Here is a 24,617-nt window from a genome sequence, read left to right as displayed (position 1 = left end):
TTCATAAAATTATATACAATTATCTGATTTTACTTTATCACAAAACAGAAAAAAAATCAAGATTTATAAATTTTATAAAATGAGTTATATCTTTGCCGGTATCTTTATAAAAAACTTGTATATTCTCTAAGTTTAATATCGTTTTCAAAAATATTTCATAATATTAATAAAAAATACTTATTTTTCAATATTTTTTATTAATCTTTTTTATCCAAAAACACTTGTATTAATTTTTTCAAAATGGTATAATAAGAAAAAGAATTTAAGGGGTGGTTTATATGTTAAATTTTGTACTTGGTCCATCAGGGTCTGGAAAAACTAAATGGTTAATAGACAAAGCTAACGAAGAAGTGAGAAATGGAAATGGAAACATCATTTTCATTGATACAGATGATTCTCATATCTTTAGCTTGGACCACAGCGTTAGATTGACAAACGCTAAAGAATACGGAATAGAAAGTCTTGATAAACTTTTCGGATTCTTATTCGGCATTGTTTCAAGAGATTATGATGTAGAAAAAATTTACATCGATGGAATTTACTCAATAATTAAAATGGATTGCGATATGCTTTGTAAATTTAAAAATGACGTAGAGGCATTTTGTGAAAAGCACAATCTTGAAGTTTTTATGGGAATTGATATTCCAAAAGAAGAACTTTGCGATCATGCTAAAGCAAATTGTATAGAGCTAAAATTAGACTAAATTTAAAAAGCATCGTAATGATGCTTTTTTTGTGTGAATATGAATATACCAAAAAGACAACTTGAAATTTTTTTCAAAAAAAGAAATGAATTAATACAAGAACTTTCGGATAAAAAAATAGATAAAATTACTTTTTTAGAAAAAAATTATGAATTAGTACAAAATCTAAATATGAAACCACTTTTAAATATATCCTCGCTAGAAGAAGGAATGTATAATTACCAATATTACAATATTCTGGCAAAATTTTTTAAACAAAAATCTACATTGTACTCGAACAATAAAAAAAAATTAAAAAAATATACTGAAAATATCCAAAAATCAAATAACTACTATGCCGAAAAAGACAAACATCTTCTAAAAATGATAGATTTTTTAGACGAAAATTTTACAGAAAGTTATTTTATAGATATGCACTCAAAAAGACTTAACAACTCACTTTTTGAAATTGTTGTAAAAAATGTAGAATTTGCAATATTTCATTCTATGAATGAAGAAATTTTAAAAAAATTAAAAGAAAAAAATATTTTTATAGACGAAATTAGAATTTCAAAAATAAATGAATATGTTAATACAAATATTTAAAAGCTGATGAATATTCATCAGCTTTTAATATTCTTGTGGAATAACTGGTTTCTTAGATTTCAAACCGTTGCGAAAAAATAATGAAATGCAAGGATTAACTTAATATTTTCTTTTCTAAAAAACTTTTTGTATTACTTCTTTTAAAGTCTTTGACTTTTCTATTTTTAATGTTTTTAAATTTTTTATATCCACCGTTTCATTTGAAATATAGGCTTTCTTGTAACCCATTCTATCAAGCTCAACAAGTCTTTCATTTAAGTTTGGAACTTTTTTAAGCTCTCCTGTAAGTCCAACTTCTGCGATAAAAACATTATCTCTTGGAACTGCTTTATTCAAAACTGATGAGGCAACTGAAATTATTACAGCTAAATTTACAGATTGCTCTGAAATTTTTAGTCCTCCTGTCGTCTTTAAGATTACATTTTTATTATACAAATTAAAACCGGCTCTTTCTTCTAAGATTGAAAGCAATGTATTTAACTGGTCTTTCTTTAAACTATCTCCAATTCTTGCAGGATAGTTAGTAAAAGATTGTGAAACCAGACTTTCAACCTCAACGACCAACATTCTACTTCCCTCTTTTGCAACCGACAACACACTTCCACAAACGTCCTTTTCTCTTTGTGTTACAAAAAACTCTGACGGATTTTTTATTTCTAAAAGTCCGTACTCTTCCATTTTAAAAAGTCCGATTTCTCCTGTTCTTCCAAATCTATTTTTTGTACTTGTTAATGTTCTTAAACTTTCATCTGAGTCTCCCTCTAAAAGCAAAACGGAATCTACCATATGCTCAAGAGTTCTAAGTCCTGCCATTTCATCTTGCTTTGTCATATGGCAAACAATGAAAATTGCTCTAGGTTTTTTATCATTTTTTGCAACCCTAACCAATTCGTTTATACATTCAACGGTTTGCGTTGGAGAACCGGCTCTTGATGAAATTGAACTTAACATTACAGTTTGAATACTGTCTAAAATTACAATTTCTGCGTCAACTTCTTCAATGGAACTTAAAGACTCGTCCATACTTTGTGTTGATTGTATCCAAATATTTTCAGGAATTTCTTTTATAATTCTATTTGCTCTTGATTTTATCTGAGATGAACTTTCCTCTGCAGAAATGTAGATAGTTTTTATATTTTTACTTGCAAAGTCAAGTGCAAGTTGTAAAAGCAATGTACTCTTACCACAACCCGGCCTTGCAGTTAAAATATTTACACTATCACGAACAATTCCTCCACCTAATACACGATTGAGTTCAGAAATTCCGGTAACAAATCTATCATTTTCATTAACATTTACATTTTTTAACTTTTCAACTTTTCCCTTAGCAACAATTTTATTCGTTGCAGTTTTTACAACTGAAACTTCAACTTCTTCGATAGTTCCCCAACTACCACAAAAACTACATTTACCTTGCCAACCTAAAGATTCTTTATTACAGTTTGAACATATATATTTTTTCTTTGTTTTCATTTTAATCACCAATTATATTGTAATGTAAAAAATTTTAAAAAGCAATAGGGATATGTGGCTAAAGTTAAGTAGAGTACCTCGTTTAAATATAATTCCATTTTTAAATATTAACTAAAATAACTATTTCCTTTTACTTAGATAAATCTTTTGTGAAAAAAAGTTCATATTTTACGATAATATTTATTGACTTTTGGTTATAATGATTATATAATTAAAACCTGATTGAAATCACAGTATTAGATTTTAATTTTATATCAAAAATTTTTAGAAGGGGGTCTTTTATGAAAGATTTAAAAATTTCAGGATTAAAACTTCCATTTTATGTGATAGCTTTAGTCCTAAGTATAGTTTCAATCTACACAAACACATTACCATCAGGTATGATTGGAGCATTTCTTGTATTAATGATTTTTGGAGAATTATTCAATTTAATTGGAAATCACACTCCGATAATTAATACATTTTTTGGTGGTGGAGCAATTATTTGTATTTTTGGTGGAGCTGCTATTGTTTATTTTAAAGTTGCTCCTGAGAGCGTTATAAAGAATACTACAACATTTATGAAATCAGGTGGTTTCTTAGATTTTTATATCGCTGCATTAATCACAGGTTCTATTCTAGGAATGAATAGAAAACTTTTAATCAAGGCTTGTTTAAGATATTTACCTTGTATATTAGGTGCCGTTGCCCTTTCATTACTTTTTGTTGCAATCGGTGGAATGTTCTTTGGAATGAGCTTTAAAGAAACTACTGCTTATATAGGTATTCCTATTATGGGTGGTGGAATGGGTGCAGGCGCTGTTCCTATTTCAAAAGTTTTCGCTCCTACTTTAGGCGTTGATACTGATATAATCTTAGCTAAATTAGTTCCTGCTGTTGCTCTTGGAAATGCACTTGCAATAGTATCCGGTGGACTTTTAAATAGATTAGGTAAATCATTCCCTAAATTAACTGGAAATGGTATGTTAGTTAGAAATACAGGAGATGATTTCAAAGTTGAAAACGAAGAAGATAATTCACAAGCTACTGTTATTGACTACGGTGCCGGAATTATAGTTGCAACTTCTTTCTATACTCTAGGTTCTTTAATTGCACTTGGAATGAAAATGTTAGGAGTAAATATTCACACTTATGCTTGGATGATTATTTCTGTTGCAATAGTAAAAATGTTGAATTTACTTCCTAAAGAAGTTATTAAGCCGGCAGAAATTTGGTATTCATTCGTTGCTAAGAACTTTACAAGCGCACTTATGCTTGGAATCGGTATTGCTTATACAAACTTAGGTCAAATCATCAGTTCATTCTCATTCCAATACTTAGTTCTTTGTGCATTAGTTGTACTTGGGGCAATCATTGGAGCTGGAGTTATCGGACATCTTGTAGGTTTCTACTTTGTAGAATCAGCAATTACAGCTGGACTTTGTATGGCAAATATGGGTGGAACAGGAGACGTTGCAGTTTTAACTGCATCAGATAGAATGGAACTTATGCCTTTTGCACAAATTTCATCAAGACTTGGTGGTGCTTTCATAATTTTATTAGCATCATTCTTAGTTCCAATATTTTTTGGATAGATAAATTTCACAATTAAAAATTCCAAGATGCTTAAGGTCTTGGAATTTTTAGGTTAAAATTTGAATATAATCATTGACTTTTTAAAGTCTTTGTAGTATATTAAAATTAAATAAATGTTTTATTAAAAGGAGAGAGAAAAAAATGGACGTTTACGAAAAAGCCTTAGCGCTTCACGAACAATGGCAAGGAAAATTGTCAACAGAATTAAAAGCAAAATTAGAAAATGCAGAAGATTTAACTTATGCTTATACTCCGGGGGTTGCAAGACCTTGTATGGAAATAAGCAAAGATACTTCTTTAGCTTATAAATACACAAGTAAAGCAAATACTATCGCTGTTATCTCAGACGGAACTGCTGTTTTAGGTCTTGGAGATATAGGTCCTGAGGCTGCTATGCCGGTTATGGAAGGAAAATGTTGTTTGTTTAAAAAATTCGGTGGAGTAAATGCTGTTCCTATCGTATTAGATACAAAAGACCCTAAAGAAATTATTTCTATCGTAAAGGCTCTTGCCCCAACATTTGGTGGAATCAATCTTGAAGATATTTCTTCTCCAAGATGCGTTGAAATCGAAAGAACATTAATCGACGAACTTGATATTCCGGTATTTCACGATGACCAACACGGTACTGCAATAGTTGTTACAGCAGCTTTAATCAATGCTTTAAAATTAGTTAAAAAAGAAGCTAAAGATATTAAAGTTGTAGTTTCAGGAGCAGGCGCTGCCGGTTACTCAATCATCAAATTAATTATGATGTTGGGTGTTGAAAATGTAATTGCATTCGACTCAAAAGGTGCAATAAATAAAAAACACAGCGAAAACTACAATTTTGTAAAAAAAGAATTAGCAGAAATTACAAATAAAGAACAAAAAGATATGACAATGAAAGAAGCTTTCGTTGGAGCTGATGTATTCATCGGAGTTAGTCAAAAAGACTTAGTTACTAAAGAAATGGTAGCCTCAATGAATAAAGACGCAATCGTATTTGCAATGGCAAATCCACAACCTGAAATTCTTTATGCAGATGCAAAAGAAGCTGGAGCAAGAGTTGCTGCAACAGGTAGATCAGATATGCCTAACCAAATTAATAATGTAGTTGCTTTCCCTGGAATTTTCAAAGGTGCATTACAAGCAAAAGCTAAAAAAATCACTGAAGAAATGAAACTTGCTGCATCTTACGGACTTGCAAGTATGATTCCGGACGACAAGATTAGAGAAGATTATATAATAGTATCTGCATTTGAAGAAAATGTAGCTGATACAGTTGCAAAAGCAGTTGCAGATAAAGTTAAGTAATATTTAAAACCTACAAATTTAAAATTTAAGGGGGAGATTTTATGTCAAACATTTTTGTGAAAAGTATTGATTTTGTAAAAAGACACTTTTGGAGTATGCTTTTGATTACATTTGTTTCAACTATGGTAGCAAGTGATGGAAACCCTGTAATTTTAATCAAAGAAACTCTAAAAGACGGCAATGTTTTGCCTGCGCCTTTTAAAGTTTTATTTAAGGTAAAACTTATTTTTCCTATATCACTTTTATTGACTATACTTTCATCAATTCTTTATAAATATATAAATATTGAAATTTATAGTGCAATAAAAGAAAACAGATCTCCTTCAGTAATTAGTGCATTTAAGAATATATTTAACTTTGGTTTTGATATGTTTACATTAATATTAATGATATTATTTAAAACATTCCTTTGGACTTTACTATTTGTAATTCCGGGAATCATAAAAGCTTTAGAATATCAAAGAGCCATTTATATAAAAGTATCAGACCCAACTATTAGTAACGGTGAGTGTTTCATAGGTGCTAAAGATGAGATGGATGGAAAAAAATTAAGTTTATTCGGCTGGGAGTTTTTAGCCGGAGTTATTCCTTTTATACTTTTAGTTATTCCAACAATGATATTTGTTGTTTGGGGTATAGGAGTGGCTATGCTTACAGATGAAGTTGTATTTGGTGGAATTAGTTTGTATATGCTTATTTCTTTTGTCATCATTTTGTTAACATCAACAGTGATAATTACAATAGAACCTATGTTCAATGCTGAATTAGATGAATTAATATATGAATAGAAATTTAAAACGGATTGCAAATACGCAATCCGTTTTTTTTAACTTAAATATTTAAAAACAGTTCCTAAAACTGCACACATTCCTTTGTAGAATAAACTTTCTTCCACGTCGAATTTGCTATTATGGTGTGGATATATTTTATTATCCTCATAAATTTTTGGATTTGATAACATAAAGTATGTTCCCTTTGCTCTTTGCAAGAAATATGCAACGTCCTCACCACCCATACTTGGGTTTTCTATGATTTCAACGGAGTCCTCTCCTAAAATTTCTTTTGTATTTTCTATAAAAAATTCTGTAAATTTTTCATCATTCATAACAACCGGATACATAAAGTGATAAATTGTTTCAGCCTCACAATTATATGCTCCTGCGATTCCACTCGCAATCTCTTCAATCCTTTTTGCTATAAATTTTCTAACATTTTCGTCTAAAGTTCTGACCGTTCCCTTTATATAAACTGTTTCAGGAATTACATTATGAGCAGTTCCCCCATTTATTATTCCAATAGTTAAAACTGCATTTGAAAGTGGATTTATTTCCCTTGAAGTTATTTTTTGAAGTCCAAGAACAATTTCTGATGCAACTACAATCGGGTCAGCTGAAAGATGAGGAGTCGCTGCATGAGATGACTTACCTCTTACATAAAGTTCAAAAATATCTGCTGATGCCATAATAGCACCACTCTTTACGCCGATTTTTCCATATTCAATAGGAATTAAACAACCTTCATGAAGTCCTATGACTGCATCGACCTTCGGATTTTCCATACAACCCTCTTCAATCATAGGTAAAGCACCTCCGGGCGTTTCTTCTCCCGGTTGGAAAAATATTTTTACACTTCCCTTTAACTTATCCCTATTTTCATTTAAAATCATACAAGCTCCTAGTGCCATTGCAGTATGTCCGTCATGCCCACAAGCATGCATATTTCCATTTGTAGATGCAAAAGGAAGTCCCGTTTCTTCAACAACAGGCAGAGCATCACTGTCTGCCCTTATAGCAATACATTTCCCACTTTGTGCTCCGTCAATTTGAACGACTATTGCATTTCCATTTAATAACTTTTTATAATTAACTCCAATTTTATCTAAAACTTTTGAGATATATTCCATAGTTTGTGGAAGTTCCAATTCCAACTCTGGAATTTGATGCAAATCACGTCTTATCTTTATAACTTCTTCTTCTTTTTCTTTAACTAATTTTAAAATATCCATAAAAACCTCCTTGATAAAATGCAATCTTTATTTTATATAATACCACTTTTCCCAATAAGAACCTTGTTATTTCATAATAAGAACCTCACCCTTCCACGATGCTTTGCATCGGGTAGGTGCCCGAGAACCTTGTTATTTCATAATAAAAAAATAGGGTTCCCCCCCTATTTTAAGCAACTATTTCTTTTTCAAAATTTTTTTCATCAGAATTTACATTATCCACCATTTCTTCACCTAAAATTTTCTTCAAAAATGGTGAAATAACTTTTCTTATAAATTGAATAAATGGTCCAACTGAAAAAGTTATAATTAAAGTTCCAAGTCCTACAACTCCTCCAAGTAAATATCCTGTTACAACAAGCAGAAAATCAGAAATAACTCTAACATTTCTGTAAGAATATTTTGTCTTATCGCTTATAAGCTCAGAAATTCCATCTGTCGCTCCAACACCCAAATCAGCAAAAATATAAACGGTAACACCGATAGCAACAATAAAAGCTCCGATAAGGCAAATTATGATTCTATAAATATAATTTAAAGAACTTAAATTAAGCCAACCGAAAAAGTAATTCATTGCTTCAACTGTATAGCCTATACTAAAAATAGCCAAGATTGATGCTATATTTATATATTTTTTATCCACAAAAAATATTATAGTTAAAAATACTATATTAAAAATTCCTGCACAAGTTCCATAACTAATTCCCAAATGTTTCACCATTCCAAGTTCTACTGTACTTGCAGGGTCAACCCCCAAGTTTGCTTGTATTGTAAAAAAAACACCTATTCCAAGTATAATCATACCTACTAAGGTCATAATAATTCTAGTAAATAATTTATCTTTTTTCATTTTATCCCTCTCCCTCTATAAATATTTTATAAAAAATAAAAACAACTGTCAATGTTAAAAACTATGTTTTTAAAGTGATTTATTTATAAATAACTTTGTTAAATTTCTATTAGTGGCAATATAAAAAGAAGTGTGGTATAATAAAATTTGCCCTAGAATTATATAAAAAACAAACAATATTAATAACATAAACTTAGAGGTGAGATTTTGAAACAAGCTATTTATAGAGAATTTAGACCAAAGGACTTTACAAGAGTTGTTGGTCAAAATCATATTGTTGAAATTTTAAAAAATCAAATAAAAACAGGAAACTTAGGTCATGCTTATCTTTTTTCAGGTATTAGAGGTACGGGAAAGACAAGTTGTGCAAAGATTTTTGCTCGTGCAGTAAATTGTCTAAATCCAATCGACGGTAATCCTTGTAATGAATGTGAAAATTGTAAAATGATTCTAAATGACAAAGCTCTTGAAGTTGTAGAAATGGACGCAGCAAGTAATAGACGTATAGATGATATAAGGGAATTAAAAGAAAAAGTAATCTATCCTCCACAACTTGTAAAATACAAAGTATATATAATCGATGAGGCTCATATGATTACAAATGAGGGTTTTAATGCTCTTTTAAAAATCTTGGAGGAACCTCCAAAGCATTTAATCTTTATTCTTGCTACAACTGAAATCGACAAACTTCCGGACACTATTATTTCAAGATGCCAAAGGTTTGAATTTAAAAGAATTGACAATTTAAATATAGTCCAAAATATAAATTACATTTTAAAAAATCTAAATGTCGAAATAGAATCTGAGGGGGTTAATTTAATTTCAGAGCTTTCCTCTGGAGCAATGAGAGATGCTCTTAGTCTTTTAGACCAAGTAGTTGCAACAGGAAAGGAAAAAATAACTGTTGAGGATATTAATGAATGTTTGGGTCTTGTAAATTTAAATATGTTATTTGAATTTTCAAAGTCAATTTTAAATTCTTCAAAGAATGAAACCATAGAAATTTTTAGAAACTTAGTTAAAAATGGAAAGACTCCTTATAACATAATAGTAGATTTAGTTAAGCATTTTAGAAATATAATTTTGGTAAAAAGCATCGAAAAAAGCTTAACTTCTTTAAATGATGTCGAATATAAAAGATATTTAGAACATGCAAATAAATTTACTATTGAAGAGCTTATTTTCATTTTAGAAAATCTTTTAGAAACTGAGGACAAAATGAAAAAAAGTGATATGCAAAACGCATTAGCTGAACTTTTAATCATAAAAATAAATTCATTTAAAAAAGAAAAATCAGAGCTTGAAAAAAGAATCGAAACTCTTGAAAAAATTATCAAAAGTGGAAATTTGAAAGTAGAAGTTGTAGAAAACAAAGCAGAAGAAAAAAAAGAAGAAAAGTATGAAAAAACTGATGAAATAGACGACTTCAATTCTGATGAAACTTTTGACATATACAATGAAATTTTGCAAAACGAAAATCCTTTTGAAACAAAAGAAAACATAAGCGAAAAAAATACTGAAAATATTGAAAAAGAAGAAAAAATTTCAGCCAAGCAAGAGCCACAAGTTGAAGAACAAAATGAAATTGTTGATGAAAATATAGACTTAACTCCTTTTAAAGACGTTCTTAAAGAAACTATCTTCAAAAAAACTGTATCAAAACTTTTTGACGAAAGTGTAAAGGAAATTCACTATGTAACAAAGGAAAACTTCTTATATATTGACTGTAAAGCCTATTTATTTAAATTTGGTTCTTACAAACTTGATGAAAACAACGCTTTTGTATTAAAAGAAAAAGCAATTCTTGATGAGTTTTTTACAAGAGTTAATTTGCCTACAAGAAATTCATTAACAATTTATGCTAACTTTGTAGCTTAAAATTTAATAAAAACATATAAAGCTATTGTGTAATTTCACAATAGCTTTTACTTTTAATTTTGCAAAAACTTTGCTTATATTTTATCTAAGTATTGTAAAAATTTGATTTTAAATAAAAAAAATGGTATAATTATTTTGTTATTAGATTTCTAAAAATGAGTTTAATTGCAAAATTTTGAATAAATAATTTTTAAATATTTTTTATTTTAGGAGGTATTTTATGGCTAAAGGTGGTTTCCCTAAATTCGGTGGCGGAATGAATATGGGTAATATGATGAAACAAATGCAAAAGATGCAAAGAGAATTAGAAAATACTCAAAAGCTTTTAGATGAAGAAGAGGTATCAGCTACTTCCGGTGGTGGAGCTGTTGAAGTAACTGTTAATGGCAAAAAGGAAGTTTTAAGTATAAAGCTTTCTCCTGAGGTTGTTGACCCGGATGATATAGAAATGTTACAAGATTTAATCATAACAGCTGTTAATGAGGCTAATAGAAAAGCTCAAGAAAAACATGATTCAGAAATAAATAAAATAACTGGCGGAATAAATATCCCAGGATTATAAAATGAATAATTATACAAAATCGATAGATGAAGTTATTCATTACTTGTCAAAACTTCCTACTATCGGAAGAAAATCAGCCACTAAAATGGCTTTAAAAATTTTAGAAATGGACGATGACTATACGATTGAATTTGCAAAAAGTCTTATAAATATGAAAAAAAATACTCATCATTGTAAAATTTGTGGAAATTTAACTGAAGATGAAATTTGTAATATTTGTGCAGATGAAAAGCGTGATAAGTCGATTATAACTGTTGTTGAGGATATTCAAGGTGTTGTTAGTTTGGAAAAAACGAAGGTTTATAAAGGCACTTACCACATTTTAAACGGTCTTGTTACTCCAAGAGAGGGAATAACTTTAGATGATTTAAATGTAGCATCTCTTTTAGACCGTATCGAAAATGGCAATGTAAAAGAGATTGTCTTTGCCATAAGTCAAACTATTGACGGTGAATTGACAGAGCTTTATATAGTAGATTTGTTGAAAAAATTTGAAAATTTGAAAATTTCTAAAATTGCAAATGGTATTCCGATAGGTAGAAGTGTAGATAGCTATGATGAGCTTACATTTTTAAAAGCATTAGAAGATAGAAGAGAGATAGAGTATTAGATTTCTTATTGTTTTACGGGGGAAGATATGAAATCAAAACAAAATGATTATATGTTGGGTGTTAGACACTCAATTCCTATATTGATAGGTTATATACCGTCTGCTATTACTTTTGGTATTCTATGTAATACAAGTACAGCAGGTTTAGTACATGCTTTTTTAAGTTCATTTGTCTTGTATTCAGGAGCAGCACAATTTATGTTGGTCGGATTTATAATGTCGGGAGTTCCGATTCTTGGAATTGCAATTTCTGTATTCTTACTAAATTCAAGACTGTTTTTAATGTCTGCATCACTTGGAGCGACAGTAGATAAAGTGAATCATTTAGCATTTCCGATCGTGGGTTGGTTATTAACAGATGAAAGTTTTTCAATACTTTCATTTAACAAAGATAAAGTAAACACAAAATTTGCATTAGGAGTGCAAATTCCTCCATATTTTGTTTGGGGAATTTTTACAATCGTAGGTTATTATATAGGTGATTTTTTACCGATGTATTTAAAAGCCTCATTTAGTATGGGATTACTTGGACTATTTGTTGCCATACTCGTTCCAAATGTAAAAAAACATATGGTAACAATTAGAGTTGTCATTGCAACAGGGATTATATATTCCATTATTTACTATACAAATTTATTCCCTATGGGTTGGGATATTGTCGTCTCAATAATCCTTTCTTCAATAGTTGGTATATTCTTAATTGGTGATGAAACTTTAGAAGATAAAGAAGAAATAAAAGGATAAGGAGAAATTTATGGATAGATATGCTTACTATGTTGTAGCTACATTAGTTGCAGCTGCGATAACAATAATTCCAAAAGTTCTTCCATTATTCTTTCTTAGAGGAAAAACTTTTAATAAAAGATTGATGATTTTCTTTAAAATTGTACCTTTCACGTCAATGACGGTACTAATCTTAAAAGAAGTTTTAACTATTGACCCATATAACAGATTGATGATTATAGTAACAATCGCAATTTCAGCGATTGTTTCATATATAACTGAAAATATGGTATTAACAGTTTTCGCATCAATATTTACAACATTTATTTACTTATATTGTTTAAGTATTTTTTAAGGAACCCACAGGTTCCTTCAGACTGATGACAAAGGTGTCAATGAGCAATCATTGGCACCTTTGTCATCAGTCTGAAAGAAGCGAATATTCGCTTCTTTTTTATTGACTATTTTTTATCTTTATCTACCATATTCTTAACACCTTCGATTGTTCCTTCTACAGCGTCTTTAACATCTTCAGCTACTTCTTTAACTTTTGAAATTACTTTTTCAGTAGCTCCTTCTTTTTCTGTTTTTTTATCTCCAGTTAGCTTTCCAACGCTTTCTTTTACTGAACCTTTAACTTGATCTAATTTTTCTTTAACTGACATAATTATTCCCCTTTCATTTTATATATTATTCTATTTTAATAAATATTCTATAAATTAAATTATTCTTTTTTACCAAAGAAAAATGATACTACAGCAATAACAATTACTGCTCCTAATACAGATGGAACTATTGCCATACCAGCTAATTTAGGACCCCATGTTCCAAACAACGCTTGACCAACAGATGAACCTAACAATCCTGCTATTATATTAGCGATTATTCCCATTGCTCCACCTTTTTTAGTTATTCCACCAGCTATAAAACCTATTAACCCTCCAATAATAAGTGACTAAATCATAAATTTTTCTCTTTTAAATTATATTTATAAATAAATTAAAATACTAAACAAACTAATTTTTTTAATTATATCTATTCACTATATTAATACCCTATTTTATTTAAAATAAACTATATCTTATATTATTACTAATTATTTTGACCGAAAATTAAAACAATTTGAATTAGTAAATTAAATTATTCTCTTAATATCTTTAATTTTAAAATAATTATATGCTCATATATTTCAACAAATAAACTAAAAAATAAATTTTGTTTCTCTTTTATCATTGCAAAAAGTGTGAATATATGATATTATATTTAGGATGATTTTAGACTTTTTACGGAGGATATAATGGTTAAAAGCAATGAAATAGATATGATAAATGGAAAGACCTTGAAAAAAATGATATTTTTTTCAATTCCAATTATTTTTACAAGTGTTTTTCAATTACTTTTTAATACAGTAGATATAATAGTAATTGGGCGTTTTTCAGGTAGCACTGCTCTTGCAGGAGTTGGTGCTACTTCTTCTTTAATAAATTTATTAATCAGTTTGCTGATTGGAATTTCTATGGGAATAAGCGTTACAATGGGAAAATATTGTGGAGCAAGAGATTACAAAAACGCATCAGATACTGTTCACAATGCAATTGGACTTGCAATAATTGCTGGAACAATTTTGCTTTTTGTAGGAATTATCGCCTCAAGACCTATGCTTGAACTTATGGGAACGCCAAATGAAATAATCGACCTATCTGTACTTTATATGAAAATATTTTTCTTAGGAAGTCCCGCTGCAGCTTTATACAATTTTGGAGCAGCACTTTTACGTTCAATCGGAGATACTAAAAGACCGCTATACTTTTTAATCACCTCAGGAATAGTAAATGTTGTCCTAAATTTATTTTTTGTTATAGTTTTAAAGATGAGTGTTGAAGGAGTTGCGATAGCAACAATAATCGCACAATATATTTCAGCAATTATGATGATATTATTTTTGAAAAAAAGTACAGGATATATGCACTTGGATATTAAAAAAATAAAATTACAAAAAGAAAAAGTTAAAACTATTTTAAGAATCGGACTACCGGCAGGTGTTCAAGGAATCGTATTTAGTATTTCAAATGTATTAATTCAATCTTCAATAAATATCTTTGGGCAACTTGTTATAGCAGGAAATACAGCCGCAATAAATATTGAAGGCTTTGTATATATGTCAATGAATTCAATTTACCAATCAACTCTAAGTTTTACAAGTCAAAATATGGGAGCAAAAAAATATCATAGAATAGATAAAATTTTATTACAAGGACTTGCCATTGTTTCAGTCGTAGGACTTGTGCTTGGAATCGGTGCATATATATGTGGAGATTTTTTACTTGGAATTTTTACAAACGACCCCAAAGTAATAACTTTTGGACTTAACAGAATGAAGATCGTTTCTGCAACATACTTACTATGTGGACTAATGGATGTAACAGTCGGCTCATTAAGAGGAATGGGCTACTCAATTCTCCCAATGATTGTTTCACTAACCGGAGCTTGTCTTTTTAGAGTAATTTGGATATTTACAATATTTCAAATTTACAGAACACAAGAATCTCTTTACATTTCATATCCAATCTCTTGGATATTGACAACAATCGCACATATCTGTTGCTACTTAGTAATAAGAAAAAAATTACTAAAACAAAATGATGAAATTAAAAAAGGAGCTCTCGCTCCTTAAAACGCAGACAAAAATGTCTGCTTTTTTTATTGTGAAACAACAAGGTTCCCGGGTACCCACCCGATGCGAAGCATCGTGGAAGGGTGGGGTTTTTATCGCAAATCCAATTTACTGTTTTATTAGTGGATGTATCTTCGTTACATTTATTTATCCATATTACCTGACAGCTCAATCAAAAATGCAATTCCCATTTTACTTTTTTCTACTTTGTATTTTATTCCGTAGTTCAATAAAATATTTTTAACAATGTATAAGCCCAGACCATTACTGTTTTCTTTATTTAAGCTAAAACTAATTTCAAATATTTTATTTACATCCAAATTTTCATTATCTTTATATGAATTTTCGATATAAAGCCAATCATCTTTTGTTCCGATGTTTATTACACCATTTTCATCGGAATATTTAACTGCATTGTTTATTAAATTGGACAGTACAATTTTAAGTGCCGTCATTCCTATATAGATTTTTTCATTTTTCAGATTATTGTTGACTTTTATATTTCTATGATTTGCAAGTAACATATATTGCTTCAAGACATCATCTAATATATCATTAACAACTATTATTTCTTCATCATTTTTCAAATGTTCAAAGGAAGAAACTGACAGCATCTGTGAAATACTTCTAGTTAAATGATCGACTATGTCAATACAATTTTCGATATATAAATCTCTATTTTTATATTTTCCGATATTGTATTTCATATTTTCCAATATTATTTTTAAACTTGCAAGAGGAGTTTTTAATTCATGAGATGTTCCTCTAAAGAAATCATATTTTAATTTTTCTAATTTTACTATTTCTTCGTTTTTAAGCTCTAAATCGTCTATCAACTTTAGTAGAGTACTATACAAATCATTAATATGTTCCTTTAATTCTCCAACTTCATTTGTAGAATCAATTTTTAAATAGGCAGTTCTATCCAAATTCATCATTTTTTTAGTAACATTTTTTATTTCTTTTATATTATTAGTTATCTCCTTTGCATAAATAAGCGAAACTATGATTGAAAAAACAAAAGATATAGCCAATGAATATGGCAAGAATTTAAAGCTGAGTTCTTTGGCATCCTTTTTCATGTCTGCAGTAGAGATAAATTGTACGAAGATTTTTTTACCGTTCTTTAGTTCTACTTCTCTTTCTTCAATGATTAAAGAATTATCTTTACTCTTTAAATTTACATTGATGTTATCACCTATTTGTACTTCATCCTCTCCGTTTTCTCCTTTTATTACAACCTTTATATCGCTACTTTTAGAAAAAAACTCCAAAGACCGTTCTACAAATTTTAAATCTTTTCCCTTAATATTATTTGAGATTTCATCAGCTTTTGCATAAAGTTCCTGCTTTCTCGTCTCTAAATAAGTTCTCGGAAAAATAAAAAACACCAATAAATGTATTAATACAATTACAGTCCCAAGAATTCTAAATGTCTTGAAAAACATTTTTGGAAATATTTTTAAATTCTTCATTTTCTCTCCAATTTATAACCAACATTTCTGATTGTTACAATACAATCCAAACCAAGTTTTTTTCTCAACTCTTTTATATAGACATCTATAACCCTGTCAAAAGGAATTTCATCCGTTTCTTTCCACACATTATCTATTATCTGTGCTCTGGTCAAAGCATGTCCTTCGTTTTCCAATAAATATTTCAATATCTCAAGTTCTTTTGCGTTTATATCCACTTCTTCACCGTTGTACTTGGCTGTATAACTTGTGAAATTAACTTCAGCATTATTATATTCAAATTTCTCACGACTTCCATAATGCCTCTTAATTAAAGAATCTATCCTGGCTTTTAAGACGGGGAGTGAAAACGGCTTTTCCATATAACCGTCCGCCAAACTTGAAAAAGCATTTATCTTATATTCCTCATCATTAAATGCTGTAAGCATTATCACAGGCAAATTACTTTTTTTTCTGATTTCTTTTAAGACTTCCAATCCGCTTAGGAAAGGAATTTGTATATCTAAAATTACTAAATTAATCTCATTGTTATTAAATTTTATTAAGGCTTCCTGTCCGTCTTTTGCTTGAATGATGTCATAACCGAATTCAGATAAATATTCAGAAATTCCCTCTCTGATTATTTGATCGTCTTCTACAACTAATATTCTCATAGGCCCTCCTTTTATATAAAAAATTTACTAATATTATTTTACCATAAAACACAAAAATTATCGATGTATATACACCGATAATTTTTGCTATCGTATTAGAATATTACGAAGTACCCTCTATGATAAAAACTATTTTGTATCAATTAATAATTCTTTTGGTTTCTTTCTTAAAATATTTGAAGAAGATATTACCAATGCAATTGCAAGTATAATTGACATAAACAATACTACATAAATAAGGGCTTTTGGATTAATGCTGACATCTAAACTTGTTAATGTCTTATTAAATCCGTCAACTTCAGCTCCGCCTCCTAATTTAGTTGATGCTGACTGTCTAGCAATTTGTTTTGCAATACTTCCCGTAACTTTTTGTAAAATACTGTTTCCAAGCATTTTTCCTGTATATCCCGCTAGGAAATATGAACCTATGAATGCCGGTATTGCAACGAAAAGTAATTCAATGGCAAATTGTCCGAATATCTTAGTTTTAGAAATTCCTATTGATAACAATACTGCAATTTCTTTCTTTCTGGCATTCATCCACAAGAATAATAATAGTGTAACTACTAAACCTGCAAATATTAGAGAACCTGCAAATAATTGATTTGCAATTGAATATATTCCTGAAATTGATTTTTGTAATGCAGGGAAGTTTGAAGAACTCTTAATTAAATTATATGATCTCCAGTTAATATCCAATTTTTTAAGATCTTTTATTACTTGATCTAAATTTCTATTCCCTTTTACAAAAAATGTTGCATCTTGGTAAGTTGCTGTATCTTCAGTATTTCCATAAACTTTGGCAGCTGTATGAACATCTGTAATTAAAGTATTTTCATAAAGTTCTTGTGAATAAGTTACTCCACCTTTACCATGTCCGTCAAAAAGACCCTTAATTTCTACTTCTACAGTTTCATTTGCTCCCTTTTCATTATCTGCATCATATAAATTGGATTTTAATTTAATCTTATCCCCAACTTTTAAATTATTTTTTGCAGCTAAATCTTTATGCATTAAAATTTTGTTTTTATCTTCGCTGTTTAAATGTTCACCTTCAACTAATTTATATGCTCCGGAAACAAATTTTGTTTCTTTTTGAGAACTGTTTACACCTGTTAACATAACTGCTCTTTTGAAGTTTTTAGCTCTTTCTGCAGATTCATTTTGACCAGCTCCCGGTGCTTGAACTATATCTAAATTGTCATCAAGATTGGCAACACTGTTGATTCTCTTAACAAAATTATCTACATGTCCTGAATCAACAATTTTCTTTATATCTTGACCTCTTACATTACCGCCCCCTCTGGCAGTACCTTGATTTACTCTTCTATTTATTTCCATCGTAAAACTGTTTGTAATATTTCCAAAAGTTTCTTCTGACGCCTTATTTGTAGCATCTTTTATAGATAAACTTATCAAGCTAAGCGCTGACATTGATAAGATAATTAATAATATAATTAATGATTTTAAACTCTTTCTGGTTACGTATGCAAAAGCATTTTTAAACATTGCTTACCTCCTAATTACTTTTTGTTACTTCTTTTAATCTCTTATTATTAAGCTCAAGTATTGTATCAGCTGCACTTGCAACTTCTTTACTATGAGTTACTACTATTACACATTTATTTCTCTCTTTTGCAAGTTTTTTCAATACTTCTATTATTTCTCCTGCAGTAGTTTCATCCAAGTTACCTGTAGGTTCATCTGCCAAAATAACCGGTGCTTCTGATACTAAAGCTCTTGCAATAGCAACTCTTTGTTGTTGTCCACCTGATAGTTTCATTACATTTCTTCTAACTTGAGTTCTATCAAGTCCCAATTCAAGTAAAATATCTTCAGAGGCTTTACTATTTACCAATCTGATATTTTCTAATGGTGATAGATAATCTATAAGATTGTAGTTTTGGAATACTAAAGATATATTATTCTTTCTGTGATTACTATAACCTGCTTTTTCTATATTTTCGTTATTGAACAAAATTTCTCCGCTATTCGGCTTATCCAATCCTGCCAACAATGAAAGTAATGTTGACTTTCCTGTTCCTGATTTACCGATAATCGCATAAAATTTTCCAAGTTCAAATCCTTGATTTATTAATGATAAAACTTTCTCTTTTGAATTCGCATAACTATATGTTACATTTTTAATTTCTAATGTGTTCATCTATTTCCTCCTAGCTAATTTGTGATAAAATTTCTTTCGGTTTCTTTATTAAAATCAATCCTGATGCAAAAACTACTGATAATACAATAATTAGTAATAAAACTCCATAGCTTTGTGCAAAAGTTATTAAACTGTTCATATTATATCCACTACTTACAAAATTAGATGTAATTGATGTAGTATCCTCAGAACTAATCAATCCTCCAATAATTTGATTTACTACCAAATTTCCAAATATCAATGATACGAAAATTGCAGGAATAGATATAAATATTAATTCCATTATGAATTGCCCGATAATTTTAGATTTACTTACCCCAATGGATAACAAAATTCCGATTTCATAAATTCTTTCTCTTAACCATAATATCAATATTAATGAAAGAACTACAGAACCACCAATCATAATTGCAAAAGTCATTATTTTTATTATGTGTTTAACACCACTCAATGACTCTAAAGCTTCTTTAAATGAGTTTGAATCCTTATCAACAGTATAAGTTTTTTCCCAATCTACATTAAGCTTTTTAACTTTATTTATTGCCTCGTCCATCTTTTCAGGAGTGTTTGTAAAAAATGTCATCTTATTTACAAGTTCTTTGTTTCCTTCAAGATTCAAAGCCTTTTGTGCTGAATCATAATCAGTAAACATCATATTTTCACTCAAGTCTGAAGACAATCCTGTTTGTGTCTCCTGTTTCTTTCCCGAAAAAATTCCAACAATTTCAAATTCAGTTTGCTTATTACTTTTATCATTTTTATTTGGATCTACAAATTCTAAACTAACTTTATCTCCCAGTTTTAATTTATTCTTTTCAGCAAACTCCTCATGAACTAATATCTTGTTTTTATCATTTTTTTCAATATTTCTTCCCTCTTTTATCGTAAAAACTCCACTATTAAACAAAACATTTCTTTTTACATTGCTTGTAGCTTGTATTGATACAATATTTTTTAAATAGCTTGGAATATCATCTCTTGTTATTTGTTGTCCGCTGTCAACTGCATTATTATTTGACAATCTTGCCAAGCCTTCATATTGAGTAATTATCTCTTCAATTTCCTTTATATCATTTATACCTTTTAACTCATTTTTGTCAAAATATCCCTGACTATCTTTTCTGGCTATGGTTGAAGATGAATTTGATGACTTATACAAAGACTTCTCCAAACTGGCTCCTGATTTCAAAATATTCAGACAAGCGTATAAACATGAAAGAACTACTGCCAAAATAATAAAAACTATCAGCGTTCTATTCTTTTTTCTTAAAACATATGCTATCGCATTTTTTACCACTGTCTTATTCAACTCCCCTCTCTCAAATTTATTTTAATTTCAAAGTATTTTCTTTACAGTAGCTATTTTAAACCCGATTTATGAAATATTTATGAAATGAAAATGAAATACTTATGAAACGAAAAATTTTTAAAAATTTTTCTTAACGATAATTTGTCAAATCAAGTGCAACATTCACATAAATACTCATCAAAAAACTCTTGAAAAAATATCAATAATGAGTGGAACAAAATTAAAAAAATTATTTAAACAAAAAGCCACTTAATTAAAAATGGCTTTAATTAAATGGCTTTTTTATCGTACAACAAGTTTCCCTCTTATTTAAAATCTCTATTTTCTATTTTCTTTGCTGTTAATTTACAGATATAAATATTCCAAAATATACTTGCAAAAAATATAATTGTATAAGAAATTGTCGTAACATTTATGCTTTTATAAATGCCTTCAACTCCAAAAATATATTTTAAAGGTAGCATACAAAATAAAACTAAAAACGCAATTACAATCCATATTGCAGGAACGTCGGATTCTTCTCTAAACTTAAAGAACATTGACTGTATTATCGGATTTATAATTAATGCGCTCAAGAAATAGAATAACAGTGTCAACAAAAAGTTATAATTAAAAATTAGAGTAATTACCAGCAATAAGGCAAAACAGAACAAAATCTTCAAAGTTGAAACAAAAAACTTTGTATATACTAAATCCTTTCTTGAGGCACCGGTTGTCAAGATATGTCTATTTATTTTATTTTCTCTTTCAAAGGCAGTTAGCATATTTCTAGTTCCTAAAAGAGCAAATATAAATATATAGGCAAACCAAAATTCAAAGTAAACGCCAAAACAAAGTAATATCAATGATATGAAATAAATGTGCCACTTTTTCTTTATTTCAAGGTATTCTAAATATAATAAACCGTTCATAACACCCTCCTACTCTACTTTCTTTTTTATAAATTTCAAACTCAATCCAAAAGAAAATACAAACAAAACTAAAGCAATCAGCCCTCCTATTAAAAATATATTCATATTAGTAAAAATATCAAAACTAAAAAGTCTTCCATCTTTTACCATATAAAATATTCCTAAAACATATACAATTCCAACTAAAATTCTAATCACTTCTCTTGCAATTTTTCCGAATCTAAAAAATATCGGAATTAAGATCTCATAAAGCAAAATATTTAAGTTTGAAAAAATTAAAAATCTGTAAATAGTTTTGTCAACTCCTGTAAGAAAAGCAAATGAAAAATCAATCAGGAATATTAAAATAATCGCCAAAAATACCAAAATGTACTTATATATCACTATAATTTTTTCATCAACTGCATTTGAAATTACATATTTATAAAAATTATTTTTATTCTCTGTATCAAAAGTTCTAGAAACAAAATCTATAAGCCAAAAAGTTGATATTAAATAAGCCATATCAGGAAATCCTGCTTTTATTACAACAAAGTCGAATACCAATACAATCAAAAGAGCTTTTAAATTTCCCTTTAAAGCTATGATATCTTTATAAAACAATGCTTTCATAACAACCTCCTAAAAATCTCTCTTCTCAACAATCCTAAGTGAACAAAATATTGAAATGCCAAATGTTAATAAAGTAACTAAAGCAAAAGATGAGTATATTAAAAATTCATTATTTAGCCAAATTTTTACAATTTCAAACTCTTTCCATTCTTCAGGAAATAAAGCAAAAAACATTACTATTCCTAAATAAGCAATAACCATTGAAATGAATATACGTTTATAACCAAATCTGTAATAAATAGGAATGATTATAAAAGATATAAACATAATCAAAAACAAAATACTTATAGTTCGTAAAAAAGTAAGATTTCCACTTAAATAAACAGCTAAAAATGTGAAAAACAAGCTTATAACTTCCATACCAATAACTAACAAATATTTGGAAAATACTATATTTTTTCTTTCAATTCCACCAGAGATTAAAAATTTTTCAAAATTTGCATTTTTATCGGAATTAAAACTTTTTATAAGAAGTATTATTGGAAAAATATAGGCAAGTACAATCAAATGATTCACGTCAGTAATAACACTTCCAATCAATGTTGCTAAAAATATTAAAAGAACAAAAATTGAAATGTCCCCTTTTAAATTCAACATATCCTTATAAAGTAGCGCTTTCATCTAAATCACTCCTTTGTTTAATATCTTTAAACTGGCTAAAAAAGATAAACTTACAAAAATTAAACTTAAAATCACACAAATTAAAACATTTGTACTTGTAAAATATCGAAGTAATTCTTCCTCCATTCTAAAGAAAAATCCTGCATCAATTAAAGCGATTAACAATACAGACACAGTTGATACAACTTCACTTGTATTAAGTAAAATCGGAAGTAAAATTGGTAAAAACAAATAGAAAATTATAATTTGTACTTGAAAAGCCGAAATAAATTCCGTTCTTCCAAATAGATGAATTAAAATATAATCAATTACAAATACTAAAGCTGTTGAAATATATACCAAAGCATATTTTTCTGATACTATGTCTTTAACAGAATAAATTTGTTTTAAATCTCTTATCTTAGCTCTTGTAAAGCCGATATTCTTTTCTTTAACACTTATATAGATTAAATCTCCAGTAAGTGCAAAAAGTCCTAATAACAATATCGGAATATTTTTAGAATATACAGATATCAATGTGATTAAAATATCAATTAAAATATTTATCGAAAATTTTTTAATTCTTAAAAAGTCGTTATAAAGTAGCTCTTTCATCTAAATCACTCCTTTGTTTAAAAATATCATTATATCCTCTACTGTAGGTTTGTCAAAATTTTCTCCTCTAAAGGCATTTCTAATTACACAAGCCTCTATGCCATAATGACCTTGTTTAACTCCTAAAATATCACATTTTGCAATTCCGTTTAAAATACTTTCATCACCTTTTATTATGCAATATTTTTCAAGTAAATCATCTTTATACTCTGAAAAAAGTAATTTTCCGTTATCAATATAAGTTATTACATCTGAAATTTTTTCAATATCTGATAGAATATGTGAGGACATTAAAACTGAATGTTTTCCATCTCTAACAAATTCAAAAAGTGAATCCAAGAGTTCATCACGAACGATTGGATCAAGTCCGGAAGTTGCCTCGTCTAAAATTAACAATTTCGGATTATGTGAAAATGCAACGGCTAATTGTAATTTCATCTTCATTCCCTTTGAAAGCTCACTTACTTCCTTTACAATTTCTATTTCATAATCGGCAAGTAATTTTCTAAAAAGATTTGCATCCCAATGTTTATAAACTAAACTACAAAACTTTTCAATTTCATAAATTTTAAAATTATTAGGAAAATGAATTTCATCAAATACAATTCCGATATCCTCTCTTTGAAGAGGAGTTAATTTATTATTTTCAACACCGAAAATCGTACAACTTCCCCCGTCTTTTACTGCTATATTTAAAATTGTAGAAATTAAAGTTGTCTTACCTGAGCCGTTTTTCCCAATTAAACCCATAATACAACCCTCTTCCAAATCAAAAGTCATATTCAAATTAAATTTTTTATAATTTTTTTCAAGATTTTTAACCCTTAACATAGTTACCTCCAATTTTCAAAAATTTCTCTAATTTCTTCTTTTGAAAGACCCAAAGCATCTGCATAAGAATAAACATTTTTAATTGATTCTTCCAGCAATCTGTAATACTCGTCCTCAATGACATTCACAGTCTTATTCGTAACATAAGTTCCCTTTCCCGTAACAGTTTGAATAAAACCGTCCTTTTCAAGCTCCATATACGCCCTCTTGGTCGTAATAACACTAACCTTTAAGTCGGTTGCCAAAGCACGAATCGAAGGAAGTAAATCGCCTTGCTGTAAGTTTTTATTCATAATCTCTTTTTTTATCTGTTTTACAATCTGCAAATAAATTGGGTCTTTGTCGTCTTTGTATAAATTAATTAACATATAACCCTCCTTCATCTACTGTATATATACATTATATACACTTAAAAATAATTTGTCAACAGTTTTTTTAAAATTTTCTTGTTTATTTTTTATTTAACTAAGTATTTTTTTATTAAATATTGAATTTTAATAATGTTACAAAAA

General features: G+C 28.8%; 27 protein-coding genes. 11 read left to right on the top strand and 16 right to left on the bottom strand.

All coding sequences use genetic code 11. The annotated features are described in order from the left end of the window. Positions 1 to 278 precede the first annotated feature (278 nt). Positions 279 to 704 carry a hypothetical protein gene (locus HMPREF3181_RS05545; RefSeq protein ID WP_068474247.1) on the top strand — a complete coding sequence of 142 codons (426 nt, stop codon included), beginning with the start codon at positions 279 to 281 and terminating at the stop codon, positions 702 to 704. A gap of 39 nt (positions 705 to 743) precedes the next feature. Further along, positions 744 to 1,289, top strand: a complete 546-nt coding sequence (locus HMPREF3181_RS05540; RefSeq protein WP_068474244.1) for a DUF6648 family protein — start codon at positions 744 to 746, stop codon at positions 1,287 to 1,289. A 114-nt stretch (positions 1,290 to 1,403) separates the two neighbouring features. Here the strand turns inward: HMPREF3181_RS05540 and radA are convergent, their stop codons facing one another. Continuing rightward, a complete protein-coding gene (radA, locus tag HMPREF3181_RS05535) occupies positions 1,404 to 2,762 on the bottom strand; it encodes a DNA repair protein RadA (RefSeq protein WP_068474241.1) in 1,359 nt (452 codons plus the stop codon). 281 nt (positions 2,763 to 3,043) lie between these two features. Here radA and HMPREF3181_RS05530 point away from each other — a divergent pair, with 281 nt between their 5' ends. The 3 genes from HMPREF3181_RS05530 to HMPREF3181_RS05520 all read left to right on the top strand — a co-directional run bounded on the left by HMPREF3181_RS05530 (position 3,044) and on the right by HMPREF3181_RS05520 (position 6,421). Further along, entirely contained in the window at positions 3,044 to 4,336 is a 1,293-nt protein-coding gene (locus HMPREF3181_RS05530) for a 2-hydroxycarboxylate transporter family protein (RefSeq protein WP_068474238.1), read from the top strand. Positions 4,337 to 4,478: 142 nt separating this feature from the next. Continuing rightward, entirely contained in the window at positions 4,479 to 5,633 is a 1,155-nt protein-coding gene (locus HMPREF3181_RS05525) for an NAD(P)-dependent malic enzyme (protein ID WP_068474236.1), read from the top strand. A gap of 41 nt (positions 5,634 to 5,674) precedes the next feature. After that, positions 5,675 to 6,421: a DUF975 family protein gene (locus HMPREF3181_RS05520; protein ID WP_068474233.1), complete on the top strand. Its 747-nt coding sequence runs from the start codon at positions 5,675 to 5,677 to the stop codon at positions 6,419 to 6,421. 38 nt (positions 6,422 to 6,459) lie between these two features. Here HMPREF3181_RS05520 and HMPREF3181_RS05515 read toward each other — a convergent pair whose 3' ends face one another. After that, positions 6,460 to 7,638, bottom strand: a complete 1,179-nt coding sequence (locus HMPREF3181_RS05515) for a M20 metallopeptidase family protein (protein ID WP_068474229.1) — start codon at positions 7,636 to 7,638, stop codon at positions 6,460 to 6,462. 169 nt (positions 7,639 to 7,807) lie between these two features. Further along, positions 7,808 to 8,488 carry a YczE/YyaS/YitT family protein gene (locus HMPREF3181_RS05510; protein WP_068474227.1) on the bottom strand — a complete coding sequence of 227 codons (681 nt, stop codon included), beginning with the start codon at positions 8,486 to 8,488 and terminating at the stop codon, positions 7,808 to 7,810. Positions 8,489 to 8,695: 207 nt separating this feature from the next. Here HMPREF3181_RS05510 and dnaX point away from each other — a divergent pair, with 207 nt between their 5' ends. The 5 genes from dnaX to HMPREF3181_RS05485 all read left to right on the top strand — a co-directional run bounded on the left by dnaX (position 8,696) and on the right by HMPREF3181_RS05485 (position 12,616). After that, positions 8,696 to 10,366 carry a DNA polymerase III subunit gamma/tau gene (gene dnaX, locus HMPREF3181_RS05505; RefSeq protein ID WP_068474224.1) on the top strand — a complete coding sequence of 557 codons (1,671 nt, stop codon included), beginning with the start codon at positions 8,696 to 8,698 and terminating at the stop codon, positions 10,364 to 10,366. Positions 10,367 to 10,586: 220 nt separating this feature from the next. Continuing rightward, the gene (locus HMPREF3181_RS05500; RefSeq protein ID WP_068474221.1) at positions 10,587 to 10,928 is read left to right on the top strand and encodes a YbaB/EbfC family nucleoid-associated protein; all 342 of its coding nucleotides are present in this window, start codon (positions 10,587 to 10,589) and stop codon (positions 10,926 to 10,928) included. Position 10,929: 1 nt separating this feature from the next. Continuing rightward, positions 10,930 to 11,538, top strand: a complete 609-nt coding sequence (gene recR, locus HMPREF3181_RS05495; RefSeq protein WP_068474218.1) for a recombination mediator RecR — start codon at positions 10,930 to 10,932, stop codon at positions 11,536 to 11,538. Between the two features lie 27 nt (positions 11,539 to 11,565). After that, on the top strand, positions 11,566 to 12,282 hold the full coding sequence (locus HMPREF3181_RS05490; protein WP_068474214.1) for an AzlC family ABC transporter permease: 717 nt from the start codon (positions 11,566 to 11,568) through the stop codon (positions 12,280 to 12,282). Positions 12,283 to 12,292: 10 nt separating this feature from the next. Then, complete coding sequence (locus HMPREF3181_RS05485; protein ID WP_068474210.1) at positions 12,293 to 12,616, top strand: AzlD domain-containing protein; 324 nt, start codon at positions 12,293 to 12,295, stop codon at positions 12,614 to 12,616. Between the two features lie 106 nt (positions 12,617 to 12,722). On the opposite strand, the gene HMPREF3181_RS05480 is transcribed toward HMPREF3181_RS05485, so the two are convergent. Then, positions 12,723 to 12,926 (bottom strand): CsbD family protein, encoded by a 204-nt coding sequence (locus tag HMPREF3181_RS05480; RefSeq protein WP_068474207.1) that lies wholly within the window; start codon positions 12,924 to 12,926, stop codon positions 12,723 to 12,725. Positions 12,927 to 12,985: 59 nt separating this feature from the next. After that, entirely contained in the window at positions 12,986 to 13,153 is a 168-nt protein-coding gene (locus tag HMPREF3181_RS05475) for a GlsB/YeaQ/YmgE family stress response membrane protein (RefSeq protein ID WP_197415929.1), read from the bottom strand. A gap of 405 nt (positions 13,154 to 13,558) precedes the next feature. On the opposite strand from HMPREF3181_RS05475, the gene HMPREF3181_RS05470 reads away from it, so the two are divergent. Further along, entirely contained in the window at positions 13,559 to 14,935 is a 1,377-nt protein-coding gene (locus HMPREF3181_RS05470) for an MATE family efflux transporter (protein WP_068474204.1), read from the top strand. Positions 14,936 to 15,078: 143 nt separating this feature from the next. Here the strand turns inward: HMPREF3181_RS05470 and HMPREF3181_RS05465 are convergent, their stop codons facing one another. The 11 genes from HMPREF3181_RS05465 to HMPREF3181_RS05415 all read right to left on the bottom strand — a co-directional run bounded on the left by HMPREF3181_RS05465 (position 15,079) and on the right by HMPREF3181_RS05415 (position 24,473). Then, a complete protein-coding gene (locus HMPREF3181_RS05465; protein ID WP_068474201.1) occupies positions 15,079 to 16,410 on the bottom strand; it encodes a HAMP domain-containing sensor histidine kinase in 1,332 nt (443 codons plus the stop codon). Next, positions 16,407 to 17,063, bottom strand: coding sequence for a response regulator transcription factor (locus HMPREF3181_RS05460; RefSeq protein WP_068474198.1), 657 nt, complete (start codon positions 17,061 to 17,063; stop codon positions 16,407 to 16,409). The genes HMPREF3181_RS05465 and HMPREF3181_RS05460 overlap by 4 nt, the downstream gene beginning before the upstream one ends. Before the next feature lie 129 nt (positions 17,064 to 17,192). Then, the gene (locus HMPREF3181_RS05455) at positions 17,193 to 18,572 is read right to left on the bottom strand and encodes an ABC transporter permease (protein WP_068474195.1); all 1,380 of its coding nucleotides are present in this window, start codon (positions 18,570 to 18,572) and stop codon (positions 17,193 to 17,195) included. A 10-nt stretch (positions 18,573 to 18,582) separates the two neighbouring features. Beyond that, a complete protein-coding gene (locus tag HMPREF3181_RS05450) occupies positions 18,583 to 19,227 on the bottom strand; it encodes an ABC transporter ATP-binding protein (RefSeq protein ID WP_009447539.1) in 645 nt (214 codons plus the stop codon). 10 nt (positions 19,228 to 19,237) lie between these two features. Beyond that, the gene (locus HMPREF3181_RS05445) at positions 19,238 to 20,524 is read right to left on the bottom strand and encodes an ABC transporter permease (RefSeq protein ID WP_068474603.1); all 1,287 of its coding nucleotides are present in this window, start codon (positions 20,522 to 20,524) and stop codon (positions 19,238 to 19,240) included. Positions 20,525 to 20,841: 317 nt separating this feature from the next. Next, the gene (locus HMPREF3181_RS05440) at positions 20,842 to 21,447 is read right to left on the bottom strand and encodes an ABC-2 transporter permease (RefSeq protein ID WP_068474192.1); all 606 of its coding nucleotides are present in this window, start codon (positions 21,445 to 21,447) and stop codon (positions 20,842 to 20,844) included. Positions 21,448 to 21,456: 9 nt separating this feature from the next. Further along, positions 21,457 to 22,059: an ABC-2 transporter permease gene (locus tag HMPREF3181_RS05435; protein ID WP_068474189.1), complete on the bottom strand. Its 603-nt coding sequence runs from the start codon at positions 22,057 to 22,059 to the stop codon at positions 21,457 to 21,459. A 9-nt stretch (positions 22,060 to 22,068) separates the two neighbouring features. Next, a complete protein-coding gene (locus HMPREF3181_RS05430) occupies positions 22,069 to 22,680 on the bottom strand; it encodes an ABC-2 transporter permease (protein ID WP_068474186.1) in 612 nt (203 codons plus the stop codon). Continuing rightward, positions 22,681 to 23,274, bottom strand: a complete 594-nt coding sequence (locus tag HMPREF3181_RS05425; protein WP_068474183.1) for a hypothetical protein — start codon at positions 23,272 to 23,274, stop codon at positions 22,681 to 22,683. Continuing rightward, on the bottom strand, positions 23,275 to 24,105 hold the full coding sequence (locus HMPREF3181_RS05420) for an ABC transporter ATP-binding protein (protein ID WP_068474180.1): 831 nt from the start codon (positions 24,103 to 24,105) through the stop codon (positions 23,275 to 23,277). It abuts the gene before it with no gap. 2 nt (positions 24,106 to 24,107) lie between these two features. After that, entirely contained in the window at positions 24,108 to 24,473 is a 366-nt protein-coding gene (locus tag HMPREF3181_RS05415) for a GntR family transcriptional regulator (RefSeq protein ID WP_068474177.1), read from the bottom strand. Between the last annotated feature and the right edge of the window lie 144 nt (positions 24,474 to 24,617).

This window comes from Parvimonas sp. KA00067 (assembly GCF_001553085.1).
In the GTDB taxonomy this organism is placed as follows: domain Bacteria; phylum Bacillota; class Clostridia; order Tissierellales; family Peptoniphilaceae; genus Parvimonas; species Parvimonas parva.
Note: the sequence above shows the minus strand (reverse complement) of the source record. Positions and strands in the feature narration are given on the sequence as shown.

Coding starts and splice junctions, on each gene's coding strand:
- HMPREF3181_RS05455 (WP_068474195.1), bottom strand. CDS start 18,572: ATGTTTAAAAATGCTTTTGCATACGTAACCAGAAAGAGTTTAAAATCA.
- HMPREF3181_RS05520 (WP_068474233.1), top strand. CDS start 5,675: ATGTCAAACATTTTTGTGAAAAGTATTGATTTTGTAAAAAGACACTTT.
- HMPREF3181_RS05515 (WP_068474229.1), bottom strand. CDS start 7,638: ATGGATATTTTAAAATTAGTTAAAGAAAAAGAAGAAGAAGTTATAAAG.
- HMPREF3181_RS05425 (WP_068474183.1), bottom strand. CDS start 23,274: ATGAAAGAGCTACTTTATAACGACTTTTTAAGAATTAAAAAATTTTCG.
- HMPREF3181_RS05490 (WP_068474214.1), top strand. CDS start 11,566: ATGAAATCAAAACAAAATGATTATATGTTGGGTGTTAGACACTCAATT.
- HMPREF3181_RS05525 (WP_068474236.1), top strand. CDS start 4,479: ATGGACGTTTACGAAAAAGCCTTAGCGCTTCACGAACAATGGCAAGGA.
- HMPREF3181_RS05450 (WP_009447539.1), bottom strand. CDS start 19,227: ATGAACACATTAGAAATTAAAAATGTAACATATAGTTATGCGAATTCA.
- HMPREF3181_RS05420 (WP_068474180.1), bottom strand. CDS start 24,105: ATGTTAAGGGTTAAAAATCTTGAAAAAAATTATAAAAAATTTAATTTG.
- HMPREF3181_RS05475 (WP_197415929.1), bottom strand. CDS start 13,153: ATGGGAATAATCGCTAATATAATAGCAGGATTGTTAGGTTCATCTGTT.
- radA (WP_068474241.1), bottom strand. CDS start 2,762: ATGAAAACAAAGAAAAAATATATATGTTCAAACTGTAATAAAGAATCT.
- HMPREF3181_RS05545 (WP_068474247.1), top strand. CDS start 279: ATGTTAAATTTTGTACTTGGTCCATCAGGGTCTGGAAAAACTAAATGG.
- HMPREF3181_RS05530 (WP_068474238.1), top strand. CDS start 3,044: ATGAAAGATTTAAAAATTTCAGGATTAAAACTTCCATTTTATGTGATA.
- HMPREF3181_RS05440 (WP_068474192.1), bottom strand. CDS start 21,447: ATGAACGGTTTATTATATTTAGAATACCTTGAAATAAAGAAAAAGTGG.
- HMPREF3181_RS05415 (WP_068474177.1), bottom strand. CDS start 24,473: ATGTTAATTAATTTATACAAAGACGACAAAGACCCAATTTATTTGCAG.
- HMPREF3181_RS05430 (WP_068474186.1), bottom strand. CDS start 22,680: ATGAAAGCGCTACTTTATAAGGATATGTTGAATTTAAAAGGGGACATT.
- HMPREF3181_RS05480 (WP_068474207.1), bottom strand. CDS start 12,926: ATGTCAGTTAAAGAAAAATTAGATCAAGTTAAAGGTTCAGTAAAAGAA.
- HMPREF3181_RS05460 (WP_068474198.1), bottom strand. CDS start 17,063: ATGAGAATATTAGTTGTAGAAGACGATCAAATAATCAGAGAGGGAATT.
- HMPREF3181_RS05470 (WP_068474204.1), top strand. CDS start 13,559: ATGGTTAAAAGCAATGAAATAGATATGATAAATGGAAAGACCTTGAAA.
- HMPREF3181_RS05435 (WP_068474189.1), bottom strand. CDS start 22,059: ATGAAAGCATTGTTTTATAAAGATATCATAGCTTTAAAGGGAAATTTA.
- HMPREF3181_RS05465 (WP_068474201.1), bottom strand. CDS start 16,410: ATGAAGAATTTAAAAATATTTCCAAAAATGTTTTTCAAGACATTTAGA.
- HMPREF3181_RS05540 (WP_068474244.1), top strand. CDS start 744: ATGAATATACCAAAAAGACAACTTGAAATTTTTTTCAAAAAAAGAAAT.
- HMPREF3181_RS05510 (WP_068474227.1), bottom strand. CDS start 8,488: ATGAAAAAAGATAAATTATTTACTAGAATTATTATGACCTTAGTAGGT.
- HMPREF3181_RS05500 (WP_068474221.1), top strand. CDS start 10,587: ATGGCTAAAGGTGGTTTCCCTAAATTCGGTGGCGGAATGAATATGGGT.
- HMPREF3181_RS05485 (WP_068474210.1), top strand. CDS start 12,293: ATGGATAGATATGCTTACTATGTTGTAGCTACATTAGTTGCAGCTGCG.
- recR (WP_068474218.1), top strand. CDS start 10,930: ATGAATAATTATACAAAATCGATAGATGAAGTTATTCATTACTTGTCA.